Source organism: Allokutzneria oryzae (assembly GCF_042429765.1).
In the GTDB taxonomy this organism is placed as follows: Bacteria; Actinomycetota; Actinomycetes; order Mycobacteriales; family Pseudonocardiaceae; genus Allokutzneria; species Allokutzneria oryzae.
Genome location: NZ_JBHLZU010000021.1, coordinates 20925 through 44146, shown reverse-complemented (window position 1 = coordinate 44146; position 23222 = coordinate 20925). Strand labels below are relative to the sequence as shown.

The window sequence follows — 23222 nt, the reverse complement described above, 5'->3', positions numbered from 1 at the left end:
CGACGATAAGAGCGGGAGGGCGAGATGGCCGACATCAGCGCGACGCTGGGACTGCGACACCTGCGCGGGGCACCGACGGTGCACGTGCGCCACATCCGGCACGGCAAGCTGGTGCACGAGGGCACGGGGCTGTCGTTCTGGTTCCGGCCGCGCACCGCGGTGCTCTCGGAGGTCCCGGTCGACGACCGTGAGCTGCCGATGCTCTTCCACGCGCGGACCTCGGACTTCCAGGACGTCACCGTGCAGCTCACGCTGACCTACCGGTTCGCCGACCCGGCGACCGCCGCCGACCGCGTGGACTTCTCGATCGACCCGGACAGCGGGGCCTGGCGCGGCGACCCGCTGGCCCAGGTCGGCGGACTGCTCACCGAAAGCGCCCAGCAGCACGCGTTGGCGCTGCTGAGCCGCACCCCGTTGGCAGAGGCCCTGGTCGACGGTGTCGGCGCGGTGCACGACCGCATCACCCGAGGACTCGGCGCGGACGCCCGCCTCGCCCAGACCGGGCTGGCAGTGGTGGACGTGCGGGTCGTGGCGATCCGCCCGGAGCCGGAGGTGGAGAAGGCGCTGCGGACCTCGGCGCGGGAGAAGGTGCAGCAGGACGCCGACCGCGCGATCTACGAGCGCCGCGCGCGAGCCGTCGAGCGCGAACGCGCGATCGGCGAGAACGAGCTGCAGAACCAGATCGAGCTGGCCAAGCGCGAGGAGCAGCTGGTCGCGCAGCGCGGCGCCAACGCCCGCCGCCAGGCGGAGGAGGCGGCGGAGGCCGACCGCGTCGAGAGCGCGGCGCTCGCCGCGCGCGAGGTGCGGCTGGCCGAGGCGAAAGCGGTGGGGGAGAAGGCGTTGGCCGAGGCGGAGGCGGCCAGGCTCAACGCCTACCGGGACCTGCCGGAGGCGGTGCTGATGGGCCTGGCGGTCAAGGAGCTCGCGGCCAACCTGCCCAAGATCGAGAACCTGGTGCTCACGCCGGACCTGCTCGCGCCGTTGCTGACCAAGCTCGGTGTCGGGCGGTGAGCCTCGCCCCGCGCGTGGTGCTGGTGCACCGCCGCACCGAGCTGGCCGATCTCCTCGCCCGGCACGGAACCCGTGGCCAGGCGGAGTTCTTCCTCGCCGGGCGGGGGCGGGACCTGGCCGAGGTCACCGCGCGCGACGCCGCCCAGTCCGCGGCGCTGGCCGAGGTGGCCGCGGCGATCCCGCTGGACTGGCGGCGCGGCTCGGTGGAGCGCGACGACCTGCCTCGGTTCCTGTTCGGGCCGGAGGACGTCGTCGTGGTCGTCGGTCAGGACGGACTGGTCGCGAACGTGGCGAAGTACCTGCGCGGGCAGCCGGTGATCGGCGTGGGGGACGGAGTCCTGGTGCGGCACAAGCCGAGCGAGTTCGGCAGGGTGCTGGGCTCGGTGGCGGCGGGGACGGCTCCGTTGCTGCGCAGGACGATGGTGGAGGCGGAGGCCGACGACGGCCAGAAGCTGTTGGCGCTCAACGAGATCTACCTCGGGCACGCGAGTCACCAGACCGCGCGCTACCGGTTGGGTGCCGAGCGGCAGGCGTCGTCGGGGCTGCTGGTGGGGACCGGCACCGGTGCGAGCGGTTGGTGTCGATCTGTCTGGCAGGAAAGGAAAAGCGGGCTGCGCCTGCCGGAGCCGCAGGAGCGGCGGCTGGTGTGGTTCGTGCGAGAGGCGTGGCCGTCACCCAGCACGGGAACCGAGAACACCGAGGGCGAGCTGTCGGCGGGGGAGCTGACGGTGCAGGTCGAGTCGGACCGCCTGGTGGCCTTCGGCGACGGCCTCGAAGCGGATGCTCTGGCGCTGTCGTGGGGTCAGCGCCTGAGCATTCGTCTCGCCGGGACCGTTCTCGTTACCTGTTGACCTTGCGGGGCAAGGGGAGTTCACTGCGAAGCGGGCCGCCGCCGAACGCGTAGTCGGAGGTGTGCGTGAAAATCCTGGGACTTGTGGTCGCGGCGCTGTTGGGCGTCGGTGCGGCGGCCCCGGCGGACGGCCTGAACGATCCGTACAAAAAGGACATCGCGATGCAGCTCGTGTCCAGCGCGGAGAACTCCTCGCTGGACTGGCGGGCCCAGTTCGCCTACATCGAGGACATCGACGACGGACGCGGCTACACGGCGGGCATCATCGGGTTCTGTTCCGGCACAGGCGACATGCTCGACTTGGTCCAGCGCTACACGGACCGCTCGCCGAACAACGTGCTCGCGAAGTACCTGCCCGCGCTGCGCAATGTCAACGGCACCGCCTCGCACGAGGGACTCGACCCCGGGTTCGTCGGGGACTGGCGCACGGCGGCCAACGACAGCGTCTTCCGGCAGATGCAGGAGGAGGAGCGCGACCGCGTCTACTTCAACCCGGCGGTGAACAGCGCGAAGTCCGACGGCCTGCGCACGCTGGGGCAGTTCGCCTACTACGACGCGATCGTGATGCACGGCGACGGCGGAGACCTCGGGTTCTCCAGCATCCGCCGCAAGGCGATGTCCCGTGCGGCCACGCCCGCCCAAGGCGGCGACGAGGTGGCCTACCTGCACGCGTTCCTCGACGAGCGGGTGCGGGCGATGAAGGCGGAGCCAGCCCACAGCGACACCAGCCGCGTGGACACCGCCCAGCGCCGATTCCTCAACGAGGGCAACCTGGACCTCAACACCCCGCTGCGCTGGCACGTCTACGGCGACTACTACGAGATCAACTGACCGCCATTCGCGGGCTTATGGACCTCTGAGCGCGCTCGCGAAGGTCCATAAGCCCGCGAATGGCCGGGTTAGCGGGGGTAGTGGCGCAGGGTTGGGTTGAGTGTGACGAGCAGGGTGACCAGGGCGATGCCCGCCGTGCACGCCAGGACCGCCTCGGCCGGCGGCAGCGCCGAGGAGAGCTGGCCGCCCAGCAGGGAGCCGAGGCCGAACGCCGCGCCGACGACGAGGGTGAGCACGCTGCCCAGCCTTCCGCGCAGCTCGTCCGGGGTGACCAGCAGCTGGTGCGTGGTGATCGTGGTGTTCGCCGTCGGCGCCAGCAGCGCCATCAGTCCGAAGAGGACACCGATCAGATAGCCGTTGTCGAACAACAACGTCAGCGGTGTCAGCAGGCTCACGCCCCAGAACACGCCGACGATCGACAGGTACGGGCTGAGCTTCTCGCACAGCCACGGCGCGAGCAGCGAGCCCGCGACGCCGCCGACCCCGAGCATCGCGGCCATGAAACCCATCTCGCCCGCGGGGACTCCCTTGCCCTCTGCCAGCACCAGCACCACGAGGTAGAAGCCCGCGAAGAACATGTTCAGCACGGCCGCGCAGAGCGTCGTCACGCGGATCTCCTTGCGCTGCCACACCCATCGCAGCCCTTCGCCGATCTCGCGGCCCAGGTGCGGCGGGTCGGCGCGCTCGACCGGCTCGCGCCGGGGAACCCGCAGGAACAGCAGCGCGACGAAGCCGACGAGGTGGGTGATCATGTCCAGCAGGAACGGCAGGGTCCTGCTGACGCCGTACAGGACGCCGCCGATCGCCTTGCCGCCCGCGTCGCCCAGCGCGGTGCGGGCGGCGTTGAGGCCGACCGCCGTGGCGAGCTGGCTCTCCGGCACCAGGTTGGGCAGGGTGGCGTCTTCCGCGGGCTCGAACAACGCCCGGCACACGCCCATCACCGCGGCGACCACGATCATGTGCGGGACCGTCACAGCGTCCCAGACCAGCGCCGCGACCAGGCTGCCCAGCGAGAGCACCTGGGCCGCCTCGCACCACACCATGACCCTCCTGCGGTCCCACCGGTCGACCAGCGCGCCCGCGGGCAGCCCGACGAGGACCTGGGCCAGCGACTCCACCGCCATGATCGCGCCCGCGACGGCGGGGGAACCGGTGATCACCAGTGCCAGCAACGGGAACGCGAAGGAGGTGGCGCTGAAGCCGACCTCCGCGAGCGCCTGGCTCGTCCACAGGATCGTGTAGTTCCTGTTCCGGGACAACGGAACCGTCTTGGTCACTTCGAACCTCGGCAATCCTCGGCGATGCCGCGCAGCGCGTCGGCGAAGTCGGCGGCGACCGCCTCGATCACCGCGGTGTCGTGCACGTCGGGGTGGTAGTACCAGGAGAACCCGAGCACTCCGTCGCCGACCTCACCGACAACGTCGACGAGGTGCGGACCGCGGTCGCGCGGATCGTGGTCGGCGCCGATGGACGGGCGCGCCGCCAGGTACAGGCTGTGCTCGGCGTCCTGGGCGCGGGAGTCGAACTGCCCGAGGTAGTTGAACGAGATCCGCGGACCCGCCCCGCTCTCCGGCAGGCCGCCGAGGTAGCGCAACGCGCCGAAGCCGAACCCGTTGGCCGGCAGCTTCCTCAGCTGCTTGCGCACGGACTTGACCAGGTCCCGCCAGCCGCCGTCGGAGACGGTCAGCGCGACCGGGAACATCGTGGTGAACCAGCCGACGGTGCGCGTCAGGTCCACGTCGTCGAGCACGTCCTCGCGGCCATGTCCCTCCAGGGCAACGGAAACCCGCTCCTGGCCGGTCCACCGCGACAGCGCCCACGCCAGTGCGGCGAGCAGGACGTCGTTGATCCGCGTCCGGTAGGCGGTCGGAGCGCCCCGCAGCAGCGCGTCGGTGTCCTCGGCGCTGAGCAGAACGGGAACCGAGCGCGCTTCGGTGCCCGGCGTGGGTTCGACGTTCCCGCCCGGCAGCTCCGGTGCGTCCATGGCTGATGCCCAGTAGTCGCGCTCGTGGTCGAGACCACCCTCGGCGACGAAAGCGGTGAGCCGGTGCGACCAGTCGCGGAACGACGTGGTCTTGCCGCCCAGGTCGATCTTGTCGCCACGAAGTGCCTGGTGGTAGCCGGTGTCAAGGTCGTCGAGGAGGATTCGCCACGACACGCCGTCCACGACGAGGTGGTGCGCGACGAGGAATAGGTACGGCCGCTCGGCACCGCGTTCGAACAACACCGCCCTGAGCAACGGTCCGGTGGTGAGGTCGAGACTGGCGTGCACCTCGTCGGCGATGAGTTCCATCGCCGCTTCCGAGTCCACTGTGGACACAGTCAGCGCATCGACCTCGTTGATGTCCGCGTTGTACTGGTGCCACCGGCCGTCACGCTGCTCGAACCGCATGCGCAGCGCGTCGTGCTGCGCCAGCAGCGCGTTCAGCGCGGCCCTCAGCGCGCTGTGGTCGGGCGGCCCGGTGAGCTCCACCAGGTGCGACTGGTTGAAGTGGTGCGGGTTCGTCCGTCCGGACTCGAAGAACCAGTGCTGGATCGGGGTCAGCGGGACCTCGCCCACCACCGCGGCGCGGTCGGCGGGGTTCTCCTCGACCACCGCGACGTGCGGCGCGAGCGCGCTGATCGTCTGGTGCAGGAACAGCTCCTTGGTGGCCAGCCGCAGCCCCGCCTGACGCGCCCTGGCCGAGACCTGGATGCTGAGGATGGAGTCGCCGCCGAGTGCGAAGAAGTTGTCCTCAACGCCGACCCGGTCCAGCCCGAGCACATCGGCCCAGATCTCGGTGAGCGTGGTCTCCACGGGAGAGCCGGGCGCCACGTACCGTGCGGCGAGCGCGGCGCTGAGATCCGGCTCCGGCAGTGCCTTGCGGTCCACCTTCCCGTTGGGGCTCATCGGGATCGCGTCCAGCTCCACGAAAGCGCTGGGCACCATGTACTCCGGCACCCGCGCGCCGAGGTGCTCCCGTAGCTCCGCGGCGTCGACGGTGCTGTCACCGACCACGTAGGCGACGAGGCGCTTCACGCCGTTGGCGTCCTCGCGGGCGATGACCGACACCTGGCTGACCGACGGGTGGGACAGCAGCTCCGCCTCGATCTCGCCGAGCTCGATGCGGAAGCCGCGGATCTTGACCTGTTCGTCCGCGCGGCCGACGAACTCCAGCTCACCGGCCGGTGTCCAGCGGACCACGTCGCCCGTGCGGTACATCCGTGAGCCGGGTTCGCCGAACGGGCTGGCGACGAAGCGCGAGGCGGTCAGCCCCGGACGGTCGAGGTAGCCGCGCGCCAGACCGTCTCCGGCCACGTACAGCTCACCGGAGACCCCGATCGGTACCGGGCACAACGCGTTGTCCAGCACGTACACCCGGGTGTTGGGGATCGGGTGGCCGATCGGCGGGACCGTGCCCGGAACGAGGGGATCGCTCCACGTTGTGACCACTGTGGACTCGGTGGGGCCGTATGCGTTGATCATGCGGCGGCCCGGGGCCCACTTCGCGACCAGCTCGGCGGAGCACGCGTCGCCGCCGACCACCAGGGTGCGGAAGGTCGGCAGCTCGACGTCCGGCACCGTGGCCATGGCCACCGGCGGGATCAGCGCGTGGGTCACCCCGTGCGCGTTGATCACCTCGGCGAGCTGGTCGCCCAGAAGTGGACCGGGCGGCGGGACGACGAGCGCGGCACCGGCTGGGAGCGACATGCACAGCTCCAGCACGGACGCGTCGAAGCTCGGCGAGGAGAACTCCAGGACGCGGTCGCCCGGCCGGACGTCGAAGCGCTCCACCTCGGCCGCCGAGAAGCTCGCCAGGCCGGAGTGCGAGACCACGACGCCCTTGGGGCGGCCAGTGGAACCGGACGTGTAGATCACGTACGCGGCGTTCTCCACGCGCAGCGGCGCGATGCGGTCCTCGTCCGTGACGTTCGAGGAGTCCATTGTGGACGCGTCGATGGACGGGTCGTCCAGCACGAAGACCGGCTTGGCGTCGGCGAGCATGAACTCGATCCGCTCAGCCGGGTACGCCGGGTCGACGGGCAGGAACGCCGCGCCGGACTTCGCGACCGCCAGCTCCGCGACGATGATCTCCACCGAGCGGGGCAACGACACCGCCACGATCCGCTCCGGACCGGCCCCGCGCTCGACCAGCAGCCTGGCGAGCTGGTTGGCGCGTGCGTTCAGCTCCGCGTAGCTCACCGCTCCGCCGTCGAACACCAGGGCGGGTGCGTCCGGAGTCCTCGCGACCTGTGCTTCGACCATCTCCGCGAACGTCGCCCCCGGGACCTCCCGTGCGGTGTCGTTCCACGTCTCGACGACCAGGCGTCGTTCCGCCTCGGTGAGCACCGGGAGCCGCGACAGCGGGCGCTCGGGGTCGGCGGCGACACCGCGCAGGACAACCGAGAGCTGGTCGGACAACCGCTGGGCCGTGCCCGCGTCGAACAGGTCGGTGTTGTAGTTGATCACACCGGTGAGGTCGCCGTCCGCCGGCTCGTAGAACTCCACCGTCAGGTCGAAGCTCGCCGAGGTGACGGGCAGCTCGACGTCCTCCGCCACCAGGCCGGTCAGCCCTTCGGCGTGGCCCGGCAGGTTCTGCAGCACCACCATCACCTGGAACAGCGGTGTCCTGCTGGTGTCGCGGTCGGGCTGCACCGCGTCCACGACGCGTTCGAACGGCACGTCCTGGTTGGCGAACGCGCTGAGCACCGTCCCCCGCACGTCGCGGAGGAAGTCGGTGAACGTCCGCGAGCTGTCCACTGTGGACCTCAACGTGATGGTGTTCACGAAGAAGCCGACCAGCCGCTCCAGCTCCGCCCGCTCCCGTCCGGAGGCGACTGTGCCGACCGCGATGTCGTCCTGACCGGACCAGCGGTGGAACAGCACCTTGCACGCCGCGACGAGCGCCATGAACAGGGTGCCGTCCTGCGCCCGCGCCAGCTCGCGGAGCCGGTCCGCCACCTCTGCCGGCACGGCGAACTCGACGTTGGCGCCGTTGGTGGTGTGCACGGCGGGCCGAGGCCGGTCGGTCGGCAGCTCCAGCGGCGCGACGCCGCCCAGGTGCCGCCGCCAGTAGCCGAGCTGCGTGTCCAGCACGTCAGTGCGCCCGCGCTGCCAGGTCGCGAAATCCGCGTACTGCACGGGAAGCTCCGGCAGCTCGGCGGGCACGCCCAGCACCTCGGCCCGGTAGAACTCGCTGAGGTCAGCCATGATCACGCCGCCGGACCAGCCATCCGTGACGATGTGGTGCATGCACAGCGAGAGCACGTGCTCCTGGGGGGAAACCCGGAACAGCACGGCCCGCAACAACGGCCCGGTGGCGAGGTCGAAGGCCTTGGTGGCCTCCTCGGCCAGCGCCGCGTCCAGGTCATCGGTGTCCACCACGGGGACTCGGACGGGTTGCGGTGGACTGACGCGCTGCACGCCTCGGCCGTCCACGGACTCGAAGGTCGTCCGGAGCGCCTCGTGGCGGGCGACGAGCGCGGTCATGGCACTGCTGAGCGCGTCCACGTCGAGGTCGCCGCGCAGGCGCACGGCGAGCGGCGTCAGGTACTCGGTGCTGTCGGGCTCGAATTCATTGAGGAACCACAACCGTTGCTGGGCAAAGGAAAGTGGCAGCTCGGAGCCGTCGCGCGGGACTACCGGGACCGCCTCGGTTGGCTGCTCGCCGGTGATCGCGGCGGTGAGCGCGGCGACCGTGGGGTTGGTGAACAGCTCCCGAGGGGAGATCTCCACGCCGAAGGCCGCTCGGACCCGCGAGGTGACACGAATGCTGAGGATGGAGTCGCCGCCGAGGGCGAAGAAGTTGTCCTCGGCGCCGACACTCGTGCCCAGGACGTCGGCCCAGATCCCGGCCATCGTCCGCTCGTCATCGGTGCGCGGGGCGATGGAAGACTCGGCCGGTTCCCACTCCGGCGCGGGCAGGGCCTTGCGGTCCAGCTTGCCGTTCGTGGTCAGCGGCAGCGCGTTCAGCTCCACGAACGCGGCCGGGACCATGTAGTCCGGCACTCGGACGCTGAGGTGGTCGCGCAGCGCGGAGCTGTCGCCGACCACGTAGGCGACGAGGCGCTTGACGCCGGGGTTGTCCTCGCGGGCGATGACGGCGGCCTGCCGGACCGATGGGTGGTCGAGGAGCGCGGCTTCGATCTCGCCGAGCTCGACGCGGAAGCCGCGGATCTTGACCTGTTCGTCCGCGCGGCCGACGAACTCCAGCTCACCGGAGGCGGTCCACCGCACGACGTCGCCGGTCCGGTACATCCGGGAGCCGGGTGCGCCGAACGGGTTGGCGATGAAGCGCGAAGCGGTCAAGCCGGGACGGTCCAGGTAGCCGCGTGCCAGGCCAACGCCCGCGACGTACAGCTCGCCCGCGACACCGGGGGGAACCGGGCGAAGGGCACGGTCGAGCACGTACGCCTGAGTGTTCCGGATCGGACCGCCGATGGTCAGGGCCTCGCCAGGAACCAACGCCCGGCTCCACGTGGAGACCACCGTGGCCTCGGTCGGGCCGTACGCGTTGATCATCCTGCGGTTCGGGGCCCACTTCGCGACCAGGTCGGCGGAGCACGCGTCACCACCGACCACCAGCGTCCGCAGGCCGGGCAGCGAAGCATCCACTGTGGCCAGTGCGACCGGCGGGACCAGCGCGTGCGTCACACCGCGCTCGGTGACCACTGCCGCGAGCTGGTCGCCGAGCAGTGGGCCGGGCGGTGGGACGACCAGGGCCGCACCGGCGGTGAGCGCCATGCACAGCTCCAGCACCGAGGCGTCGAAGCTCGGCGAGGAGAACTCCAGCACGCGGTCGCCCGCGTTGACCTGGAAGTGGTCCACCTCGGCGGAGGCGAAACTCGCCAGGCCGGCGTGCGGGACCACGACACCCTTGGGGCGGCCGGTGGAACCGGAGGTGTAGATGACGTACGCCGCGTTCTCGGGGCGCAGCTCGACGACCGGGTCAGTGGCGTTGTCCGACACGGTGTCCATGAGCAGCGCGTTCGCCGAGTCCGGCAGTGCACCGACCAGGTCCCGCCGAGTCAGGACCACCAGCGGGCGCGAGTCCTCCAGCATGAACGCGATGCGCTCGGCCGGGTACGCGGGGTCGATCGGCACGTACGCCGCGCCGGTCTTCAGCACCGCGAGCTGCGCGACGATGATGTCCACCGAACGCGGCAATGCCAGAGCGATGACCGTCTCCGGCCGGGCGCCGAGTTCGATCAGCTTGTGCGCCAGTCGGTTCGCGCGAGCATTGAGGTCCGAATAGGACAGTGACTCCTCGGTGCTGTCCACCGCGACGGCCGACGGGGTCCGCTCGACCTGGGCGCGGAACAGTTCCGGGAACGTCGCCGGGGCCACGTCGTGCGCCGTGGAGTTCCACTCGACGAGCACCCGGTCGCGTTCCTCTGCTGACATCCACGGCAGTTCGCCGATGGTGCGGCTCGGGTTCTCCGCGATACCGGTCAGCAGCAGTTCGAGTCGCGCTGCCAGAGTGTCCATAGTGGAGTCGTCGAACAGCCTCGGGTCGTAGGCCAGCTCCACGCGCAGCACCGGGTTGTCGTCGTCCAGGTAGGCCGCGACGCTGAGCGGGAAGTTGGTGGTGTCCAACCCCTCGGCCTGCCCGAGCTTCGGCGCGCCTTCGAGGGTGTCGTCGCCCATCGGGTAGTTCTCGAACGCCAGCATGCTGTCGAACAACCGCGATCCACCGACCAGGCTCTGCAACTGCGTCAGCGAGACGAAGTCGAACCGGCGCGAATCGCTCTGCTCCACCTGCAACGCCCGCAGCCAGGTGAGCGTGTCCTCGTCGTCTCGCACCTGAACCCGCGCGGGGACGGTGTTGATGAACATGCCGACCATGGACTCGACACCGGGCAGCTCGGCCGGACGGCCGGAGACCGTCGTGCCGAACACCACGTCCGACTCGCCGCTGTAGCGCGCCAACAGCAAGGCCCATGCGCCCTGCACCACAGTGTTCACGGTCAAGCCGCCGGAGCGGGCGACCGCGTTGAGCTTGTCGGCGGGGACCGCCAGCGTCACCGACGCCGACGACTCCGCGCGGTGGGCGTCCACCGGGGCGCGGTCGAACGGCAGGGGCGTCGGCGTCTCGAAGCCCGCGAGCACCCCGCGCCAGTGCTCGTCGGCCGCGTTCGGGGACTGCTCGCCGAGCCAGCGGAGGTAGTCGCTGAACGGCCTGCGCGCCTCGACGACGGGCGGCTTGCCGGTGACGAAACCCGCGTACTCCTCGATGACCTCGCCGAAGACCTGCGACGTGCTCCAGCCGTCGAGCAGGATGTGGTGCGAGGTCCACAGCAGATCGACCTCGTCGTCCGACACGCGCCCGATGGTCAGGCGCATCAGCGGAGCGACGGTCATGTCCATCCCGGCCGCACGATCGGCGGCGACGGTCTCGGCGGTCACGTCCGCGTAGGTGATCGGCAGCGTCACGTCGCCGTGCACGACCTGGAGCGGCTCGTCCACGCCTTCCCACACCACGGCGGTCCGCAGGATCGGAGTCCGGTCGACGACGCGCTGCCACGCCTCGCCCAGCGCGTGCGGGTCGCGGACGCCGGACAGCCGCATCCGGGTCTGGTTGAAGTACGCGGTCGTGTCGGTGTCCACCAGGCTGTGGAACAACATTCCCGCCTGCAACGGCGTCAGCGGGTAGACGTCCTCCACGTCGCCGATCGCGTCGACCTGCTCCTGGGTGAGCTTCGCCAGCGGGAAGTCCGACGGCGTTCGGCCACCGGCTCCCGGCTGGGCGCAGTGCTCGATGATCTCGCGCAGCGCCTGAGTCATGGCCTCGGCCAGCCGCCGCACGGTCGCCTCGTCGTGGATCTCGGTGGAGTACTCCCAGTCGAGCTGGAGCACCCCGCCCTCGACGCCACCGGTGATGTCGAGCAGGTGGCCCCGGGTGGCGTCGTCGGGCTGGTTCTGCCCGATCTCCGCGCCACGACCGCGGATCAGGCCGCTGGTCTCGGCTCCGCCGATGTCGAAGCTGCCGTGGTAGTTGAAGCAGATCTCCGGCAGCGTGTGCTCGTCAAGACCGCTGTCGGCCTTGAGGTAGCGCAACGCCTCGAAGCTCAGGCCGCGGTGCGGAACCGCGCGCAGCTGCTCCTTGACGGACTTCAGAGTGGCGCCCCAGTCCCGGTCGCCGACGGTGAGGGCCAAGGGGAACTGGCTGGTGAACCAGCCGATGGTGCGGGAGAGGTCGACGCCGTCGACGATCTCCTCGCGGCCGTGCCCTTCCAGGGCTACCAGCGCGGTGTCCTGCCCGGTCCAGTCGGCCACGACTCGGCCGAGCGCGCTGAGCAGCACGTCGTTGACCTGTGTGCGGTACACCCCGGGAACGCCGTGCAGCAACGCCTCGGTCTCGTCCCTGGTGAGGCTCACCGAGACGCTGCGCGCGGAGCCGACGGTGTTACCACCGCTGTGGTCAACCGGGAGCGGCCCTGGCGTCGGCAGCGCCGTCCAGTAGGGGAGCGCGTCATCAAGGAGTCCACTGTGGACGTACTCGGTCAGGCTCCTGGCCCAGGACCGGAAGCTCGTGCTCTTGACGCCCAGGTCGATCGGCTTACCCTCGATCGCCTGTGCGTAGGCCACCTCAAGGTCCTCCAGCAGGATGCGCCAGGAGACACCGTCGACCACGAGGTGGTGCGCCGCAATGAACAATCGGGGCGCCGGTTCGCGGAACAGGACCGCTCGGATGACGGGTCCATTATGGACGTCCAGAGTGGACTGGGCTTCGTATGCGGCGGCGTCGAGGTCGTCGGTGGACACCACGCGCAGCACGTCGCAGTCCGCCACGACGTCCTGGGTCCGCGCGGTGAACCTGCTGCGCAGTGCTTCGTGGTGCTGGACGAGCGCTTCGAACGAGGTTCGCAGCGCGTCCTCGTCCAGGTCCGGAGCCAGGTCCAGGAACATCGACATCGTGTAGTGCTTGTCGTGGTCCTGGGTGGCGAAGAACCACCGCTGGATCGGCGTCAGCGGGACCGGCCCGGTCGGCTCATCCTCGACCCGCTCGGCCACCACCTCCGGGGTGACGCCGACGGCCAGCTCGGCCACGGTCTGCCGGAGGAAGATGTCCTTCGAGGTGAGCCGCAGCCCGGCCTGCCGTGCCCGCGACACCACCTGCATGCTCAGGATGGAGTCGCCGCCGAGACCGAAGAAGTTGTCCCGCGCCCCGACCCGCCGCACACCGAGGACCTCCGACCAGATCGCGGCCAGCTGCGCCTCGACGCCCGCCCTGGGTTCGACGTAGCTGCCCGCGTTGTCAGCCTGGACGTCGACGTCGGGAAGCGCGCGCCGGTTCACCTTGCCGCTCGGCGTCAGCGGCATCTCGTCCAGCTCGACGAACGCGCTGGGCACCATGTACTCCGGCAGCGACCTCGCGAGGTGTTCGCGGAGGTCACCGCTGTCGCCGACCACGTAGGCCACCAGCCGGTTCCCGCGCGCCGCCACGGCCGCGTGGGTGACGCCGGGGTGGGCGAGCAGCGCGGCCTCGATCTCGCCCAGCTCGATCCGGAAGCCGCGGATCTTGACCTGGTCGTCGGTGCGACCGAGGTACTCCAACACCCCCGACGACGTCCAGCGGACGCGGTCGCCGGTGCGGTACATGCGCGAGCCGGGCTCGCCGAACGGGTTGGCCGTGAACCGGTCGGCGGTCAGGCCCGGACGGTCCAGGTAGCCGCGCGCGAGCTGGACACCCGCGAGGTACAGCTCACCCGGCACCCCGATCGGCGCTGGGCGCAGCCCGGAGTCCAGCACGTACGCCTGGAGGTTGCGCAGCGGTCGTCCGATCATCGGGCGTTCGAAGTCGCGGGCCGGACAGGACACCGAGTCGACGGTGACCTCGGTGGGGCCGTAGTAGTTGTAGGTCGCGGTGTCCTTGAAGGACGCCAGCTCGCGCCACAGCGGCTCGCTGACCGCCTCTCCGCCAAGGGAGAGCACCCTGGGCCGGTGCGGGCCGGAGAGCAGGCCCGCCGGGATCAGCTGCTGCGCGTAGGAGGAGGTGAGGTCGAGGAAGTCGATCCGGTGCTCCTGGACGTACTCGACGAACAGGTGCGGTTCCATCCGGACAGTGTCGGAGATCAGGTGCAGCTCGTGGCCGTCGGCCAGCAGCACCAGCCCTTCGAGCGAGGTGTCGAAGGAGAACACCGCGGACAACGCCACCCGGAGGCGATCCCCGCCGGTGTCGGCCACGAAGTCGTTGCGGTGGCTGACGAGCAGGTTCACCAGCCCGTCATGTGTGACCACGACACCCTTGGGCTTGCCGGTCGAGCCCGAGGTGTAGATGACGTACGCGGCGTGCTCGGGGAGCAGGCCGACCTCCGGCGCGGTGGCTGGCTGGTCCACAGTGGAGGGAAGCTCGGTGAGCACCAGGGTGGGTTTGGCGTCGGAGAGCATGAACTCCACGCGCTCCGCGGGCAGCTGCGGGTCGATCGGGAGGTAGGCCGCGCCCGCCTTCTGCACGGCGAGGATCGCGATCACCATCTCCGCCGACCTCGGCAGCTTCAGCGCGACGATCCGCTCTGGTCCCGCACCCTCGGCGATCAGCGCGTGCGCCAAGCGGTTCGCCTGCTCGTCCAGCTCCGCGAAGGTGTGGCGGCGATCCTCGAACACCAGCGCCGTCGCATCGGGTGTCCGTGCGGCCTGGGCCTGGAACATCGCGGGGAAGGTCGACCGGGGAACGTCGAGCACGGTGTCGTTCCAGCCCGTGAGCACCAGTTCGCGCTCGGCCTCGGTGATCAGCGGCAACGAGGACAGTGCCCGGTTCGGATCGGTGGCGATCCCGGTCAGCAGCACGACGAGGTGCTCGGCGAGGCGGGCGATGGTGCTCTCGTCGAACAGCTCTGTGCTGTACTCGAAGGCGCCGAGGAGCGCGTCGCCGGACTCCTGGAACTCCACGGTGATGTCGCAGGTGGAGGTGACCACCGGCAGCTGGACCTCGGAGACCTCCATGCCCGCGAGGGCGGGTACCTCGCTCGCGGTGTTCTGGAGGATCACCATGACGTCGAACAGCGGGTTGCGGCTCGGGTCGCGGTCGGGTCGCAGCGCGTCCACCACCCGCTCGAACGGGACGTCCTGCCGGGCGAAGGACTCCAGCGTCGTCCGCCGCACGTCGCCGAGGAACTCGGTGAACGTCCTGCGCAGGTCCACAGTGGACCGAAGAACCAGTGTGTTGACGAAGAAGCCGATGACGCGTTCGAGCTCGGCGCGCTCGCGGCCGGACGCCACGGTGCCGACGGCGATGTCGTCCTGGCCGGAGTAGCGCGCGAACAACACCTTGCACGCGGCGAGCAGCGTCATGAACAGCGTGCCGTCCTGCGCATTGCCCAGCCCCTTGAGCCTGGACAGGACCTTCGCGGGCACGGAGAACTCGTACATCGCGCCCGCCGCGCCGCGAACCGCCGGCCGTGCGTGATCAGTGGGCAGGTCAAGCGGTTCGACGCCGGTCAGCTGCTGCTTCCAGTAACCGAGCTGGTCGGCGAGCACGGGAGCGGAGAGCTGGTCCCGCTGCCACTGCGCGAAGTCGACGTACTGCAACGGCAGCTCGGGAAGCTCACCGCCCGCGTACAACGTGCTGAGCTCATCGGTGAGCACTGCCGTTGACCAGCCGTCAGTGATGATGTGGTGCAGCACGACGAGCAGCACGTGCTCGTCCTCGGACAGCCGCAGCAACCGCGTCCGGATCAGCGGTCCCCGGCGCAGGTCGAACGGAGTGCTGTTCTCCTCGGTGAGAATCCCGTCGAGCTGGTCGGCGGTGATGTCCTGCACCGGGACTCGGATCTCGAAGGGGCGACGCACGATCTGGACGCCCTCGTCGAAGACGGTGCGCAGCGACTCGTGCCTGATGACCAGCTCGGTGAGAGCCCGGTTGAGCGCGTCCACGTCGAGCTTGCCCCGCAACCGGAGCGCGGTCGGGGTGATGTACTCGGTGCTGTCCGGCTCGAACTGGTCGAGGAACCACAGACGCTGCTGCGCGAAGGACTGCCGCGCCGCACCGTCCTCGGCACGGGCCACGGTGGGGATGACCGCGGCCTTGGCCTTCGGCAGCGCGGCGGCCAGCCCTGCGACCGTGGGGTTGCGGAACACCGCACGCGGCGACAGGTGCACGTCGAAGGCCGCGCGCAGCTTGGAGATGACCCGGATGCTCAGGATCGAGTCGCCGCCGAGAGCGAAGAAGTTGTCCTCCGCCCCGACCCGCCGCACACCGAGGACCTCGGCCCAAGCGTCGGCGATGACCTGTTCGGTCTCGTTGCGGGGAGCGACGTGGGCGGTGTCGTCGGAGCTGAGGTCAGGCGCGGGCAGCGCCCGGCGGTCGAGCTTGCCACTGGCGCTCAACGGCAGCTCGTCGAGCACGACGAACGCGCTGGGCACCATGTACTCCGGCAGTGACTTCGAGACGTGTTCGCGCAGTCCAGCGCTGTCACCGACCACGTAGGCGACGAGGCGCTTGATGCCTGGTGCGTCCTCGCGGGCGATGACCGCGGCCTGGGTCACCGTGGGGATCGCCGTGAGCGCCGCTTCGATCTCGCCGAGTTCGATGCGGAAGCCGCGGATCTTGACCTGGTCGTCGTTACGGCCCAGGTACTCCAGCACTCCGGCCGAGGTCCAGCGGACTCGGTCACCCGTGGCGTACATGCGCGAGCCCGGCGCGTCGAACGGGTTGGCGACGAAGCGCGAGGCCGTGAGGCCGGGGCGGTTGAGGTAGCCGCGTGCGACCTGGTCGCCCGCCAGGTACAGCTCACCCGGAACCCTGGGCGGAACCGGCCGCAGCGAGGCGTCCAGCACGTAGGCGCGAAGGTTGCGGACCGGTGCGCCGATCACCGGGCGGTCGCTGTCGGCCATCTTCGTGCAGACAGCGTCCACTGTGGTCTCAGTGGGGCCGTAGTAGTTGTAGCCGATGACGTTCGACTCCCGGACGTCCCGCCACAGTGCTTCGCCCGTCGCCTCGCCGCCGAGCATCAGGGCGCGCAGACCCGTGTCGAGCAGCCCGGCCGCGATCAGCTGTTGCGCGTACGACGGGGTGAGGTCCATGAAGTGGATGCCGTGCTCGGCGACGTAGCGGACCAGCGCGGGCGGGTCCAACCGCAGCTCGTCGTCGATCACGTGCAGTTCCTGGCCCGCCGCGAGGAAGATCGGGCCCTCCCACGACGTGTCGAAGGAGAACACGGCGGTGACGGCGGCCTTGACCCGGCCGGACTCCGCCAGCGGCGTGATCAGGTCGTGCACGTGACCGTGGAACAGCGTCGCCAGGTTGTGGTGGGAGACCACGACACCCTTGGGCCTGCCGGTCGATCCCGAGGTGTAGATGACGTACGCGGCGTTCTCCGGCCGCACGGTCACGCCGGGGTTGGTGGTCGGCTGGTCCGCCAGCGGCGGTAGCTCGGACAGCACCAGAGCCGGTGCGGCGTCGGCGAGCAGGAACTCCACCCGCTCGGCGGGGAGCTCGCGGTCGATCGGCAGGTGCGCCGCGCCCGCCTTGAGCACGCCCAGGATACCGATGATCATGTCAGCGGAGCGGGGGAGCTTCAGGCCGACAACCTGCTCCGGGCCGACTCCGGCCGCGATCAGCTTGTGCGCCAGGCGGTTCGCGCGTTCGTTGACCTCGGCGTAGGTCAGCTTCTCCGCCTGGAACACCACGGCGGTGGCGTCCGGCGTCCGCGCGGCCTGGTGCTCGAACGCCTCCGGGAACAACACCGCCGGGGTCTCCAGGGCGGTGTCGTTCCACTCCGTCACCACGCGGTGGCGTTCGTCCTCGGTGAGCCAGTTCAGCTCGGCCAGCGGGCGGTTCGCACCGCTGGCGATCTCGCGCAGCAGCACGCGCAACCACTCGGCGATCCGCTCCGCCGTCACCGCGTCGAAGAGCCGGGGATCGTAAGCCAGGTCGAAGTTCAACCGATCGACCAGATGCGCGGTCAGTGTCAGCGGCAGGTTCGTGGTGTCCAGCGCGGCGACGCCAGCCACCCGCACCCCGTCACCGCCCGACGTGTCGTCGAAGGGGTAGTTCTCGAAGACCAGCACGCTGTCGAACAGCGTCGTTCCGCCGACATATCCCTGGAGTTGCGCCAGGGACACGAAGTCGAACCGGCGGGACTCGCTCTGCGCGGTCTGAAGCTCGCGAAGCCATTCAGCGGTGTCGCGCCGACTGTCCACAGTGGTCCGTGTCGGGACGGTGTTGATGAACATGCCGACCATGGACTCGACACCGAGAAGCTCATCCGGGCGGCCGGAGACGGTGCTGCCGAACGTCACGTCCGACTCGCCGCTACACCGGGACAGCAGCAGCGCCCACGCGCCGGACACCACGGTGTTCACGGTGAGGCCGTTGTGCTGCGCCATCCGGCGCAGTTCGGCCGACTCCTCAAGCGACAGGGAGACACGGACGGCCTCGGTTCCCTCGGCGCGATGTGCTTCGGTGGGCTGGCGGTCGAAGGGTAGCGGCGTCGGGGACTCGAAGCCGGACAACACCCGCCGCCAGTGCTCCTCCGCCCGCGCGGTGTCCTGTGCGCCGAGCCACCGCAGGTAGTCGCGGAACGGCCGCCGCACAACGGGAGCCGTCACCCCCGCGTAGATGTCGCACACCTCGCCGAAAACCTGCGCGGTGCTCCAGCCGTCCAGCAGCACGTGGTGCGAGGACCAGACCAACAGCACGCGGTCGTCGGTGTAGCGAGCGATCGCCACCCGCATCAGCACCTCGCCGGTGAGGTCCATGCCCTCGGCGCGGTCCTCGGTGAGCACCCGCTCCAGTTCGCGGTCACGGTCCTCTTCGGACAGTTCGCGCCAGTCGAAGTGCTTGACCGGCAGGGTGATGTCGCGGCGGACGACCTGAACCGGCTCGTCGACGCCGTCCCAGACCACGCCGCTGCGCAGGATCGGATTGCGGTCCACGACGCGTTGCCACGCCTCGGCGAGCGCGTTCGGGTCCCGTACACCGTCCAGTGTCAGCCGGATCTGGTCCACGTACACGCCCGAGTCGGCGTCGACGAGGCTGTGGAACAGCATGCCCGCCTGCAACGGCGTCAGCGGGTAGATGTCCTCGATGTTGTTCCCGTTGCCCGCGACGAGGTCGACCTGGGACTGGGAGAGCCTCGCCAGCGGGAAGTCCGACGGCGTGCGCCCACCGCTGCCCGGTCGTCCACAGTGGACGACGATCTCGCGGAGGGCGGACATCGTCTGCTCGGCGACCCGGCGCACGGTGCGCTCGTCGTGCACGTTCTCCGAGTAGATCCAGGTCAGCTCCAGCTCGCCGTTCTCGACCACTCCGGCGACGTCGAGCAGGTACGTGCGGGTCTCGGTCGGCGAGAGGTCCTGGCCGACGGCCCCGTGCCGCGCCCGGTAGAGCCCGTTGGAGCTCTGGGCCACGTCGAACTGGCCGTGGTAGTTGAAGCTCACGCCGGGCAGCACGTGCTCGTCCAACCCGCTGCCGGGCTTGAGGTAGCGCAGGGCCTCGTAGCTGAGGCCGCGGTGCGGGACGGCGCGGAGCTGCTCCTTGACGGACTTGAGGACGGTGCCCCAGTCCTCGGTCGGCATGCTGAGCGCGACCGGGAACTGCGTGGTGAACCAGCCGATGGTGCGGGAGAGGTCGACGCCGTCGAGGATCTCCTCCCGGCCATGCCCTTCGAGGGCGACCGCGACGGTGCCCTCCCCGGTCCACGACGACAGCGCCCGGCCGAGTGCGCTCAGCAGCACGTCGTTGACCTGCGTCCGGTACGCACCGGGCACCTGGTGCAGCAGCGCGTCCGTCTCGGCTTTGTTGAGCCGAACCGAGATGCTCCGGGTGGAACCGGCGGTGTTCGCGCCGTCTCGGTCGACGGGCAGCGGAGTACTCGTCGGCACGCTCGTCCAGTAGGCCAGGTCGTCGTCCAGCGCACCGCTCTCCACATGCGCGGCAAGGGCGTGCGCCCACTGGCCGAACGAGGTGCCGACCGGCTCCAGCTCGATGGGCTTGCCCGCGCGGGCCTGCTCGTACGCGGTTTCCAGGTCACCGAGGAGAATGCGCCAGGACACGCCGTCCATGGCGAAGTGGTGCACAGCAAGGAAAAGGCGGGGGAACTCCTCGAAGAGGACAGTCCTGATGAGCGGGCCATGAGACAGGGACAGCCCGGCCTGTGCCTCCTCGATGCCCGTGCCCCGCTCCAAGTGGATCACACCGTCCACAGGGGACTGCGTAGTGCCGTCGAGTCGGAGCCGCAGGGCTTCGTGGTGTTGGACGACGGCGTTCACCGCGCGCTCAAGGGCTTCGGCGTCCACGTCCGGCGCGATGTCCATGAGCGCGGACATGGTGAAGTGGTCGATCGGACCGTGCTCGGCGAGGAACCAGCGCTGGATCGGCGTGAGCGGCGCGGGCCACGAGACCGCGGGCGCCGTGTCTGCCACCGGGGTGGCGGGGGAGACGGCGACGGCCAGCTCTGCGACCGTCTGATGCAGGAAGATGTCCCGCGACGCGAGCTTGAGCCCAGCCTGCCGCGCCCGCGAGACCACCTGAATGCTGAGGATGGAGTCGCCGCCGAGACCGAAGAAGTTGTCCTGGACGCCAACCCGCTCGACGGAGAGCACGTCGGCCCAGATCCCGGAGAGCGCGGCTTCGACGTCGTTGCGCGGAGCCACGTAGGAGTCGCGGTCGCCTTCCCACTCCGGCGCGGGCAGCGCGCGACGGTCCACCTTCCCGTTCACGGTGAGCGGCAGCGCGTCCAGCTCCACGAACGCGGCCGGGACCATGTACTCCGGCAGCCGGACGCTGAGGTGCTCGCGCAGTGCGGTGCTGTCGCCGACCACGTAGGCCACGAGGCGTTTGACGCCGGGGTTGTCCTCCCGCGCCAGGACGACCGACTCGGTGACGGCGGGGTGGGTGCGCAGGGCGGTCTCGATCTCGCCCAGCTCGATGCGGAAGCCGCGGATCTTGACCTGGTCGTCGGTGCGGCCCAGGTACTCCAGCTCGCCCGACGCGGTCCAGCGCACCAGGTCGCCAGTGGCGTACATGCGCGAGCCCGCGGTGCCGAACGGGTTGGCGACGAAGCGCGAGGCCGTGAGGCCGAGGCGGTTGAGGTAACCGCGCGCGACCTGGGCTCCCGCGAGGTACAGCTCGCCCGCGACCCCGGTCGGCACCGGTCGCAGCGCGGAGTCCAGCACGTACGCCTGGAGGTTGCGCAGCGGGCGGCCGACCACCGGCCGGTCACCGGTCACCGGCGCGGACAGGGCGTCCACCGTGACCTCGGTGGGGCCGTAGAAGTTGTAGCTCGTTGTGCCCTCGGCCGAGGCCAGCTCGCGCCACAGCGACTCGCTCAGCGCCTCCCCGCCCAGCATCAGGACCTTCGGCCGGTGCGCGCCGCTGAGCAGGCCCGCGGGGACGAGCTGCTGGACGTAGGAGGGAGTCAGGTCCAGGAAGTCGATCCGGTGGTCACGGACGTAGGTGACCAGGGCGTCCGGGTCGAGGCGGGTCGAGTCGGCCAGGAGGTGCAGCTCGTGGCCGTCGGCCATCAGGACCGGGCCCTCCCACGAGGTGTCGAAGGAGAACACCGCGGACAGGGCCACCCGCAACCGCCCGCCGCCCGCCGCCGCCACGAAGTCGTTGCGGTGGTTGAACAGCAGGTTCACCAGGTTGCGGTGTTCGACGACGACTCCTTTGGGCCGCCCCGTCGACCCCGAGGTGAAGATGATGTACGCGCCCTGGTCGGGTGAGATCCGCACGCCCGGGTTGGCCGCCGATAACCCGCGCACACCGTCCACTTCGGATACGTCGGATACTTCCGACACTTCGGACAGCGAGGAGACGACGAGCAGCGGTGCGGCGTCGGCGATCATGTCCTCGCGGCGGGCCCGTGGCAGTTCCGGGTCGATCGGCAGGTACACCGATCCCGTCTTGAGCACCGCGAGGATCGCCACGACCATCTCCAACGACCGTGGCAGCGACAGCGCGATGACCCGCTCCGCCCCGGCGCCCGCGGCGATCAGCTTGTGCGCCAGGCGGTTCGCGCGTTCGTTGAGCTCCTTGTAGGTCAGCTCCTCCGTGCCGAAGACCAGGGCCGTGTCGTGCGGCCGCTGCGCCACCTGCGACTCGAACAGCTCGACGTAGGTGGTCCGAGGGACGTCAAGTCCGGTGTCGTTCCACTCCTCGGTGACCTGGTGCAGCTCCTCGGAGCCGAGCACGGCCAGCTGTCCCACCGGGCGCTCCGGCGCTGCCACGATGTCGGTGAGCAGCGTGGTCAGGTGGGTGGCCAGCCGCCGCATGGTCGTCGCGTCGAACAGGTCGGTGTTGTACTCGAAGACGCATTCGAGGACCTCGGCGACCTGCTGATGCTCGGACCCGCAAGCGGCCCTTCGTGCGGTGAACTCCACGCTCAGGTCGAAGTTCGCCGCCCAGCGGTTGAGGCTCACCTCCTCCGCCCGCAGTCCCGCGAACTCCGGCAGCCCGCGCTGGGCGTTCTGGAGCAGCACCATCACGTCGAAGAGCGCGTTGCGGCTGGCGTCCCGCTCCGCTCCGACCGCGTCCACCAGCCGGTCGAACGGAAGCTCGTCGTGAGCGAACGCGTCGAGTGCCGTGGTGTTGACCTCGCGCAGGAACTCGGCGAACGTCTTCTTCATGTCCACAGTGGACCGAAGGACCACGGTGCTGATGAAGAAGCCGACCACGCCGCTGAGCTCGGGGCGGTTGCGGCCGGAGCTGACCGTGCCCACGGCGATGTCGTCCTGGCCGGAGTACTTGGCGAACAGGACCTTGCACGCCGCCATGAGCACGGTGAACAGCGTGGTCTCGTTGGCGCGGGCGAGCTCGCCCAGCTTCGTGGTGAGTTCGGCGCTGAGCACGAACTCGTGCGCCGCGCCCGCCGAGGTGCGCACGGCGGGGCGGGGCCGGTCCGTCGGCAGGTCCAGCGGCGTGATGCCGTCGAGCTGCTTCTTCCAGTAGTCCAGGTGCTCGTCCATCGACGCCAGGCGTCCGCGCTGCCACACCGAGAAGTCGGCGTACTGCACCGTCACCTCGGGCAGCTCGGCGCCGCCCGCGTAGAGCGCGCTCAGCTCCGATGCGAGCACACCCATCGACCAGCCGTCCACCACGATGTGGTGCGAGCTGAGCAGCAGCACGTGCTCCTGGCCGCTGACCCTGGCGATCACCGCACGGAACAGCGGCCCGTTCCGCAGGTCGAAGGTCCACGAGAACTCCCGCTCCAGCAAGGAGCCCAGGTCCTCGCGGACGCAGTCCACCACCGGCACCGGCAGCTCGGTCGCCGGGTGCACGACCTGGACCGCCTGCCCGCCGGCATCGGTGAAGGTGGTGCGCAGCGACTCGTGCCGCTCGTGTAGCTTCCGCACCGCGGCGATCAGCCTCGGCACGTCCAGCTCACCGGTCAGCCGCAAGGCCAGCGCGCTGTTGTACTCGTTGTCCTCCGGCTGGAACTCGTACAGGAACCACAGCCGCTGCTGTGCCAGCGAGAGCGGGAGCGGCTCGTCGCGCGGGGCCTGGGGGATGACGTCGGCCCGCTTGCCCTTGCCCGCCAACCGCTTCCTCAGCTTCTCCTGGAGGTGGGCGGGCAGGGCGGAGACGCGGCTGTGCTTCGACGACAT

At 70.1% G+C, this 23222-nt stretch carries 5 protein-coding genes; 3 read left to right on the top strand and 2 right to left on the bottom strand.

The window, feature by feature from the left end:
* Positions 1–24: 24 nt before the first annotated feature.
* The 3 genes from ACFFQA_RS26525 to ACFFQA_RS26515 all read left to right on the top strand — a co-directional run bounded on the left by ACFFQA_RS26525 (position 25) and on the right by ACFFQA_RS26515 (position 2692).
* Positions 25–1011 carry an SPFH domain-containing protein gene (locus tag ACFFQA_RS26525; protein ID WP_377857789.1) on the top strand — a complete coding sequence of 329 codons (987 nt, stop codon included), beginning with the start codon at positions 25–27 and terminating at the stop codon, positions 1009–1011.
* Positions 1008–1862 (top strand): NAD(+)/NADH kinase, encoded by an 855-nt coding sequence (locus ACFFQA_RS26520; protein WP_377857786.1) that lies wholly within the window; start codon positions 1008–1010, stop codon positions 1860–1862. Before ACFFQA_RS26525 ends, ACFFQA_RS26520 begins: the two co-directional genes overlap by 4 nt.
* A gap of 65 nt (positions 1863–1927) precedes the next feature.
* Positions 1928–2692: a chitosanase gene (locus ACFFQA_RS26515; protein ID WP_377857784.1), complete on the top strand. Its 765-nt coding sequence runs from the start codon at positions 1928–1930 to the stop codon at positions 2690–2692.
* A 68-nt stretch (positions 2693–2760) separates the two neighbouring features.
* On the opposite strand, the gene ACFFQA_RS26510 is transcribed toward ACFFQA_RS26515, so the two are convergent.
* Together ACFFQA_RS26510 and ACFFQA_RS26505 are read right to left on the bottom strand one after the other, a co-directional pair.
* Positions 2761–3969 carry an MFS transporter gene (locus ACFFQA_RS26510; protein ID WP_377857782.1) on the bottom strand — a complete coding sequence of 403 codons (1209 nt, stop codon included), beginning with the start codon at positions 3967–3969 and terminating at the stop codon, positions 2761–2763.
* Entirely contained in the window at positions 3966–23222 is a 19257-nt protein-coding gene (locus ACFFQA_RS26505; RefSeq protein ID WP_377857780.1) for a non-ribosomal peptide synthase/polyketide synthase, read from the bottom strand. The genes ACFFQA_RS26510 and ACFFQA_RS26505 overlap by 4 nt, the downstream gene beginning before the upstream one ends.